General features: G+C 61.8%; 9 protein-coding genes. All 9 read right to left on the bottom strand.

Annotation, left to right across the window (positions count from 1 at the left end):
* On the bottom strand, window positions 1-806 hold an 806-nt coding region (locus ACXJL8_RS25180; protein ID WP_456685778.1), incomplete at its 3' end, for an ABC transporter permease.
* On the bottom strand, window positions 799-1,890 hold the full coding sequence (locus ACXJL8_RS25175) for an ABC transporter ATP-binding protein (protein ID WP_456685777.1): 1,092 nt from the start codon (window positions 1,888-1,890) through the stop codon (window positions 799-801). The genes ACXJL8_RS25175 and ACXJL8_RS25180, both read right to left, overlap by 8 nt.
* 5 nt (window positions 1,891-1,895) lie before the next feature.
* Window positions 1,896-3,008 (bottom strand): ABC transporter substrate-binding protein, encoded by a 1,113-nt coding sequence (locus ACXJL8_RS25170; RefSeq protein WP_456621877.1) that lies wholly within the window; start codon window positions 3,006-3,008, stop codon window positions 1,896-1,898.
* A gap of 30 nt (window positions 3,009-3,038) precedes the next feature.
* Window positions 3,039-4,355, bottom strand: coding sequence for an NtaA/DmoA family FMN-dependent monooxygenase (locus tag ACXJL8_RS25165; RefSeq protein ID WP_456685776.1), 1,317 nt, complete (start codon window positions 4,353-4,355; stop codon window positions 3,039-3,041).
* A gap of 232 nt (window positions 4,356-4,587) precedes the next feature.
* Window positions 4,588-4,911 carry a hypothetical protein gene (locus tag ACXJL8_RS25160; RefSeq protein ID WP_456621879.1) on the bottom strand — a complete coding sequence of 108 codons (324 nt, stop codon included), beginning with the start codon at window positions 4,909-4,911 and terminating at the stop codon, window positions 4,588-4,590.
* A gap of 702 nt (window positions 4,912-5,613) precedes the next feature.
* The gene (locus ACXJL8_RS25155) at window positions 5,614-6,858 is read right to left on the bottom strand and encodes an ABC transporter substrate-binding protein (protein WP_456685775.1); all 1,245 of its coding nucleotides are present in this window, start codon (window positions 6,856-6,858) and stop codon (window positions 5,614-5,616) included.
* A 47-nt stretch (window positions 6,859-6,905) separates the two neighbouring features.
* Entirely contained in the window at window positions 6,906-7,781 is an 876-nt protein-coding gene (locus ACXJL8_RS25150) for a VOC family protein (protein WP_456624117.1), read from the bottom strand.
* A complete protein-coding gene (locus tag ACXJL8_RS25145) occupies window positions 7,778-8,980 on the bottom strand; it encodes an FAD-dependent monooxygenase (RefSeq protein ID WP_456685774.1) in 1,203 nt (400 codons plus the stop codon). Before ACXJL8_RS25145 ends, ACXJL8_RS25150 begins: the two co-directional genes overlap by 4 nt.
* Window positions 8,977-9,087: an aromatic-ring hydroxylase C-terminal domain-containing protein gene (locus ACXJL8_RS25140; protein ID WP_456685779.1), complete on the bottom strand. Its 111-nt coding sequence runs from the start codon at window positions 9,085-9,087 to the stop codon at window positions 8,977-8,979. Before ACXJL8_RS25140 ends, ACXJL8_RS25145 begins: the two co-directional genes overlap by 4 nt.
* Between the last annotated feature and the right edge of the window lie 26 nt (window positions 9,088-9,113).

Genomic DNA, 9,113 nt, shown 5'->3' with positions numbered 1-9,113 from the left:
GCATAGGCCCAGTTGAGCTGATCGACCTGTTGGGCGATCAGCATCGATAGCGTGATCTCGCGCGTGCCGCCGACCATGGCCGGCGTGATGTAGAAGCCCAGCGCCAGCACGAATACCAGCAGCACGCCGGCGGCGACGCCCGGCATGGAGAGCGGCAGCGTTATCTGCCGAAAGGTCGCCCACGGCGTTGCGCCCAGCCCGGACGCCGCGCGCGCCAGCGACGGATCGATCTGTCGGAGCGCATTGGCGATCGGGAGAACCATGTAGGGCAGCAGGATGTGAACCATCGCGATCTGGGTCGCCAGCGGCGTATTGAGGATGCGCAACGGCTGGTCGATCATGCCTGCCGCGAGCAGCGCCTCATTGATGAGGCCGTGCCGGCCCAACAGCACCATCCAGGCGTAGCTGCGGACCAACACGCTGGTCCAGAATGGCAGCAGGATCAGGAACAGGATCACCGGCGCGTAGCGCGGCGCGCGCACCAGCGAGAGAGCGACAGGATAGCCCAGCAGCAGCGCCCCCGCAGTGACGGTCAACGACGTGTAAAGCGTGTTCGAGAAGACTTTCAGGAACACCGTGTCGCCCGTCAGGGAGGCATAATGCGACAGCGTCCAGTTGGGATCGTTGACGCTGCGCATCAACATCGACAGCACCGGCAATGCATAGAACACGAGCATGAACAGCAGAAGCGGTGCCGCCAGCAGCAACGGCATGACCGGCCGCCAGGACAGCCGCCAGGGCAGCCGCACGCCGCTCTGCCGCGTGGCGGCCAGTCTTCCGAAACGGATTTCGACCCCCTCAGACAAGGATCGTATCCGCGACCGACCAAGCGATCTCCGTCCGCTCGCCGACCGCGCGGCGCCGGATCGCCGCACTCGACGGTTCTTTCAGCACCATCGCGGTGCCGTCGCGTGCCTGCAACATGTAGCGGCAGCGTTCGCCGGCAAACACCGCCTCGGTCACGGTGACGCTGAGACGGTTCTGCGGCGCGGTCGAAGCAAAGGCGCCGTCGGCGAAGCGGATACGCTCCGGACGCGTCGTCAGCATGACCTTCTCGCCGGTGGCGGGCCGGCCGGGACACAAAGCACGGACGATGGCCCCTTCGCACTCGGCCACCACGACATCGTCCTCGACGCCGCGCACGATGGCCGGGAGGAAATTCGACTCGCCGAGGAAGGAGGCGACGAAACGGCTGCCCGGCCGGTCATACAGATCCTCAGGCCGTCCGACCTGCGCCACCAGTCCTCCATTCATGACGGCGATACGGTCCGACATGGTGAGAGCCTCCTCCTGGTCGTGGGTGACATAGATGAAGGTGATGCCAAGATCGGCATGAAGGCGGCGCATCTCCAGCTGCAGGTTCTCGCGGAGCTGCTTGTCGAGCGCGCCCAAGGGTTCGTCCATCAGAAGAAGGCGCGGCTTGAACACGATGGCGCGCGCGAGAGCGACCCGCTGTTGCTGGCCACCGGACAATTGGCGCGGGTAGCGCTCACCATGGTCGGGCAATTGCATCAGCGCCAGCGCCTCGCGGACCAGCTCTTCCCGCTCGGCCTTGCCGACGCCGCGCTGCTTCAGCGGAAATCCGATATTGTCGGCAGCGGTGAGATGAGGAAACAGAGCGTAGTTCTGGAACACCATGCCGATGTTGCGGCGATAGGGCGGCATGGCGACGACCGACTTCCCGTCGATGGCGATGTCGCCGCCGGTCGGCGTCTCGAAGCCGGCGATCATCATCAAGGTCGTCGACTTGCCGGATCCGCTCGGTCCCAGCAGCGTCAGGAACTCGCCGGAGAGAATGTCTAGCGAAACGCCGGCCACCGCGGCCACGCGATCATAGCGCCTTTCCAGGTTGCTGAGCGATACCGACGCGCCGCGGCCAGCCCCGGTCATCGTCGTCAGCTCAGCAGCCATTTGTTGAAGCGACCAACAACCGTGTCGCGATTGTCGATCCACCAATCATAGTCATAGTTCACGAGCTGCGATTTGATGGCGGGGGCGCTGGGCAGCACGGCCAGCCGTTCCGGCGGGATGTAGTCGTTCGACTTGGCGTTGACCTGACCATAGGGGATTCCGAAGGCGATGCGTGCCTGGGGGATCGCCATGGTCGAATAGGCTACGAACTTCATCGCATTCGTGGCGTTCTTGGCGCCCTTGGGGATGCCCCAGGCGTCGCGCTTCATCAGCCCCTGATTCCAGCATATTGCGGCGGGAACGTTCGCCGCCTGCAGCGCAGCCATGCGACCGTTCCAGACGGTTGTCATGGCGACCTCGCGGTCGGTCAGAAGCTGGACCGGCACGGCGCCGGTGTCCCACCATTTGACGACCGCCTTCTTGATCCCCTCGTAGCTTGCGAAAGCCTTATCGATATCGAGCGGATAGAGCTTGTCGGCCGGCACGCCGGCCGCCATCAGGGCGAATTCCATCTCGGGCCAGCCGCCGGCGCCGGTGCCGCCCATGGCCCGGTCGCCGGGAAATTTCTTGGTGTCCCAGAAGTCTGCCCAGCCTTTAGGCGCGTCGCCCTTGAAGGCGTCGGTCCGATAGCCCATCACCTGCGCCCACACCAGCATCTCGAGGCCGTATTCGAAGCGGTAGGCGGTGCCGACACCGTCGTCGACCAGGGAATAGTCGATCTTCTCGAAGTAGTCGCCTTGCTTCTGCAGGTTCATGATCGAGCCGCGGCTGAGCTGGGCGATGTCCCATTCGACGTTGCCGGTCTCGACCATGGCCTTGATCTTGGTCGGGTTGGTGCCGGGAAAAGCATGCACCTTGATGCCGGACAACCTCTCGAACGGCTCGAAATAAGCCTTTTGCTGGGTCTCCTGCATCGTGCCGCCGAAGGTGGCGATGCGAACCTCGCCGCTGCCCTTCAGGATGTCGGGGATCGTGGTCTGCTCCGGCCACGCCGCCTCGGCGTGACCAGGGCGGATGAACGGCGCCGCAAGGCCTGCGCCCAGCAGACCGATTGCCGTGCGGCGATTGAATTTGGTCGGAGAACAATGATCGCGCATGACGGCTTTCTGCCTTCCTGCTTGGGGTGATCAGTACGCCAGAAGATTGTCGCGGAAATGCTTGTGCTCGTAGGCTTTGCGCATCAAGCCGCGATCCTGCAGCGCAGGCACCAGCCCGTCCTCGATCTCGGCGAGTGTGCGGCGGTTGACGTTGGGCATCGAGAACAGGAATCCGTCGCCGCCGACCTCCTGCATCACCTCGCCCATCTGTGCGGCGACGGCGTCGGGCGTGCCGCAAAGCTCGACCGACATGTCGACCGCATTGAAGCTCGCCATCGTCTCCCGGATCGAGCGCCCTTTCGCCATCAGGCGGTACTGCTCGAGATTCTGCTGATGGCCGTTGGTGGTCACGTCGTCGGGCAGCGGCTTGTCGAGATCGAACTTGCCGAAGTCGATATTGGTCACCTTGCCGAAATGCGCGAGCCGCTCGTCGATGCGCCCCAACGCGATGGCGGCCCGCTTCTTCCTGCGCTCCTGGGCGTCGGCTATGCTCTCGCCGAGAATCGGATTGATGAGATAGAGCACCTTGCAATCGGAAGGTTTGCGGCCGCATGCGATCATGTGCTTGTGCACGTCGTCGCGGTAGGCGCGCATCGCCTCGATGCCCTTGGTATGGACCACGATGGTGTCGGCATGGGCGGCGGCGAATTTGCGTCCGCGCGGCGAGCCGCCGGCCTGGGCGATCACGGGCCGGCCCTGCGGCGCCGGCCCCGAGTTGAGCGGGCCGCGCGTCTTGTAATACTTGCCGCTGTAATTGACGGCGTGGACCTTGGTGGGATCGACCAGCACGCCGCTCTTGCGGTCGGCGATGATGGCGCCCGGCTCCCACGAATCCCACAGGCCATTGCAGACCTCCATGTATTCGTCAGCCATGTCATAGCGCAGGTCGTGCTCCGGCATGCCTGGCATGCCGAAGTTCATGGCCGCGAAGTCCGAACTGCCGGTGACGGCATTCCAGCCGATGCGCCCGCCCGACACCTGGTCGAGCGTCGCCACCAAGCGGGAGAGCAAATAGGGATGATAGGCGTATGTTCCAAAAGTAGGCACGATGCCGATGCGCGATGTCACCTGCGTCATCAGCGCCGCCACCACTGACGGATCCTGACGCGGCACCGCGATGCCGTTCTTGAGATAGATGTCGGTCGAGCCACCGAAGCTCTCGCCGACGTAGGACGAATCTTCGAGCAGGATGTAGTCGAAGCAGGCGCGCTCGMGCGCGCGCGCCGCGTTCAGGAACAGCTCAGGCTCCATCCAGGTCTGGCCGATATGTCCGGTCCAGGACTCGCCCCAGGCCTGCACGCTCGATCCCTGAAGGAACCAAGCCAAGTGAAATGGTTTGGTGGGCATCTCGGCTCCATAACCGCGATCAAGTTGCAGGATCGACCGAATGAACTAAGCAAATACTGTGCCGATCTCCTATGCGTTGTAGTCGTGGAGGCTGGTAACAGCACTCCGGTCCTGTGTCTGGAGAGGCGGTCCGTCCCAATCGCTTCGGGTCGTTTTTGGAGCCCTGTGCGTGCCGAAAACTTAAGCTCGGGCATAGTGGCTATGAAGTCCGCTCGGAATGGCGCGGTGCGCCTCACGTCGAGAAGAGATTGCACGCGACACGGCGACCGGCGCTTGGCTCCCCCGGCACTTCGACGCGCCAACGTTCCATCGCAAATGCGCAGCGCGGGTGGAAACAATATCCGGGCGGCGGGTCGAGTAGGCTCGGCACTTCACCGGCGAAGACCGGAGGCGCGGTCTTTCCCGAGCCGGATTCGCCGACCAGCCCGAGCGTTTCACCGCGCATGATGTCGAAAGTGACGCCGTTCGAGGCATGTAGCGTCGAAACGCCGCCGGCATACTTGACCGCGAACGTCTTGCGCAGATCGCGAACCTCAACAATCGGCTGATCAACCATCGTGTTCGCCCGACGCTAGGATACGCGGCGGGCAGCGCGCCGACTGATGATTGCTGACCATTTGCATCGACAGCTGCTCGTCCAGGCAGCTGTTTTCCACCAAAACGCAGCGCGGCTGAAACGGCAGCCGGCGATGAATTCCTGCAGCGCCGCCGCACATGCCCGGTCAGGAAGCACGCATTATCCCAAAAGACGAATGGCGCATACTCAGCTTGGATTGGGATGCCGAACAGGCTCTAGCACCGACCTTTGAATATGTGGCGCTTACAATCGGTAAGCCCCGACGCCAAGCCTAATGCATTTAACTACTGAGGACCGGAGCGTGCACCATAGGTGCAGAGGCTCCTGCGAGACAGTTTGCTATTGGGCAAGGGCCGATTGATCGCACTGGATTGACGGGAGAGCGATGCAGCTGTGCCGACGGATGTAGACCGCTTCGCAGCACGCACATATAGAAGGAAGGGAACAGTTCACTTTGATGCGAGAGCCATGGGTTCTGGCACTCTTCAAATCGTTTGGGTAAAAGTGATCCACGAAGGTGGGACACAGCGTCTCTCCTTCCCGCCGGCGCATCTTTGAAGTCAAGACTTTGCGAGAATGGTGGATGCTCCTGCCGGGCCCACCAGCAACTCGATGACTTCTCGGACTTTCATTTCGCCGGCCGTCGTCTCCCATCGTCCGCAACATCGAGGATTGGAGGCATCATTTATCGGTCGGCGTCCCTTCAATGGCAGAGCCAAACCTCACCCAGTTCTGGCCATCGAACTTCTGCAATTGCATCTGTTCGATCGGGTAGTGGTCGGCTGGCGATGTGCCCAACGTAACGCCCGGAAGCAGCATGTCGAGATGAACCTGGTTCAACGCCTCGGCCTGCCCCATGATGTTAGCGCGTGTAAGGTCATCCTTGCTCCGCCTGAGGACTTCGACCAGCGCCTGGGCGGCATTGTATCCATAGACCACATAGAAATTGTTTTTGTCTTCTCCCGGCATGTACTTGGACATGAAATCGGAGAATCTCGTCAAACCGGGGTCATCTTTCCAGGCCGCATCGGCAGGATCCTTGCTGTAACTCGCTGTGATGATGTCCCTTGCGTTTTCGAGGCCGGCGGGCTTCAGGACGGCGCTGATCGATTGCGAGTTTCCATGCAGGATATGCACTGGCTTCCAGCCGATCTCTGCTGCCTTCTTGATGGCCTGCGCCGCAAATTTCGCCGAGGCGAAATTGATGAGGATGCTTGCGCCCGAGAATTTCAGCTTCACAAGTTCGGAATCGATCGTCGGCGCGCTCGTCTCATACGTGACTTCGGCGACAATGTTGCCGACCGCATCGCCGAGCCCGTCCTTCAAGCCCTTGATATTGTCCCGTCCGAAGTCGTCATTGGACGAGAGAACCGCAATCTTTCCACCAGGATAGTTTTCACGCAGGTACCTGCCGTAGATGCTTGTTTCGCTCTGGTAGCTTGGCTGGAAGCCCATCGACCAGGGATATGCCTTGTGATCGCCGAAGATGGTCCCTCCGGCCGCGATGAACAGCTGCGGCACCTTTTTGGCGTTTACATATTTGATAACCGACATGGTGGTCGGCGTGCCGAGTTGATTGAAGAGAAGCAGAACCTCGTCACTTTCGATCAACTTGCGCGTCTGCTCCACCGTCTTGGGAGGACTGTATGCATCATCGTAAGAGATGAACTCGATCTTGCGCCCGTTAACGCCACCCTGTTCGTTGATCATCTTGAAGTAGGCGCCTTCCGTTCTGGCGATAATGCCATTCGAGGAGAGCGGCCCGCTGTGGGGAGCAGTATTGCCAATCTTGATGATCGCATCGGATGCGCCGGGATCGTACCGCTTCTCTTGGGCGGTGCCAGGCGCTGTAAAGGCCAATCCGATAAAAATCGTCAGCGCGATATCAAAACAAGCGAACCTCGCTGCGCGCGCGTCCCTGAACATCTCTCTCCTCGCAGTTTTTGATATTCGACCTGCAGTCAGCCAGGTCGTCAAGCTGACTTCAAGTCGAAGTCGAAACGAGTACCCCACGTCGTCAGCTGCTCAAGAGTCCACACGCGAGGACGTTGGGGAAACGCCTCATGCCAGGGCCGCGGCTCAAAGATATTGAGCTCCGGAACGAGCACGTCCATATCGGAATAGAGCTCGATCAGAAAACGACTTGGGTCGTAGTGATAGGAAGCGAGGTTGTGGCCCGCGGTGTGCCGTGACGGGCCCCAGAGGATTGGATGGCCTTCCGTCGCAAGAAAATCCGCCGCATCGTGATGCGCGGCGCGGCTGCGCAGTTCGAAGGCGAGATGGTGAAGCCGGGTTTCTGGCGCACCGATGACGTTGAGGACGTGGTGATCGTGATTGCAGGTCAGGAACGTCGCAATTCCCTCGAACCAATCGGTCGTGCGGAACCCGATGGCCGAGCAGAATTCCACGAATTTGTCGGCCTCCGGCGTGATCAGCGCGACATGCCCAAGACGCGTTGGAACGACGCCCGAGGTGCGGAAGCCGGGGCCAGGCATGGCCATCTCCGGTAACAAGTGAAGCGTGTGCCCCGCAACGACGACCTCCACTAGGACGGGAACGCCCGGCCGGGCGTCGCTCTTCTGTTCGGCAGACAGACCGAGACCGCGGAGCGACTTCACCGTCTCGTCGGCCGTTTCCTGTTCGATCCTCAGGCCGAGCGCCGTGAGGCGCTTCTGGGACGCCGGCTTGATGGTGATGTTGTGGTGATCGAGACCGAGGCTGAAATAGGCGCGGCCGTCGGATCCACGCTCGGCAGGTGTTGCGCCGAGCACGCGGTCGTAATAGGTGACCTCCTCTTCCGAGGCAGGCGTATCGAGATCGACATAGGCGATTTGGAAAGCGCGGGTCATGGTTGTTCCTCCAGATTCGCCGCGATGGCTTCTGCGTCGTAGGCGTAAAGTCGGTTCATTGCCTCGGAACTGCCACGCACACCTCGCGTGGCGAAGAGGTGATCCCTCTCGAGCTGTTGTGGTCCGTCATGCAGGTGGAAGCTCGTGGCATTGGCGCGAGATCTTTCCTGCACCCCGGTTGCGCGCGGCTTGCGCAATGTGACGTAGGCCCGAAATGCCGACGGAATGTCGAAGGCTGTGTGTTTCAGGCAGGCCGCCAGCGCTGCACCGTCTTCGATGRCCTGCGCGGCCCCTTGCGCCATGTAAGGCAGCATGGGATGGCACGCGTCGCCCAGCAGCGCTACACGCCCCTGCGTCCATTCCGGAAGCGGATCGCGATCGAACAACGCCCATTTGAACGTCTCGTCGACTGCGTTGAGGATCGTCGCGATCTGCGGATGCCACCCCTCATACTTGCTTGCGGCATCGGAGATCGAACCGCGGTCGGACCATTGCTCCCGCGTCCAGGTCGCCTCTTCGCTGACGGCCACGAAGTTCAGGAATCGACCTGAGGATACAAAGTAATGGACGAAGTGTCCGCCCGGCCCCACCCAGTTCGTGACATCGAGCGGAAGGCCGAGATGCGCGATCCGTTCGGCAGGTGCGAGCCCCCGATACGCGATCTGCCCCGAGAACCTTGGCTTTTCCTCGCCGAACAGGCGTTCGCGAACCTGGGAGTGGATTCCGTCGGCCCCGATGAGGAGATCGCCACGCTCGGACGCGCCATCCTCGAAGCGGGCGGTCACGCCTGTTTCGTCTTGCTCGACATCGACCAGACGTCGTCCAAGCTTGATCTCCTTGCGACCGAATGCATCCGCCAGAAGGGCGATGAGGTCAGCTCTGTGGAAATGGTAGTAGGGCGATCCGTAACGGTTCTCGATCGCATCGCCCAGTTCTTCGCGCCCCAGGACACGACCGTCCTGCCAGCGGCGAAAGACGACCGAAGAGGGGCGAACGGCGGCCCGCGCCATCGCATCGCCGAGCCCATAACGGCCCAGCAGCCGGGAGACGTTGGGGCTGATCTGAATGCCGGCGCCGACCTCGCGTTGCGCCAGCGTTTGCTCGAACAGGGACACGTCGAGGCCGGCCCGACGCAATGCGATCGCAGCCGCCGTGCCGCCGATACCGGCGCCGATCACCAAGGCATGAAGCGGCTTCACCGTTCCACCCCCCAGCCGAGAGCCGTCGCGAGGATCTTGTCGGCGTTTGGTGTCTTGCTGCTCGTTCCACGCCACGCAATGTGATGGTCGGGCCGCACAAGCAGCATCTCCTGTCCGTAAACACCCTTCAGAT

This window comes from Bradyrhizobium sp. P5_C11_2, from assembly GCF_054049755.1.
Note: the sequence above shows the minus strand (reverse complement) of the source record. Positions and strands in the feature narration are given on the sequence as shown.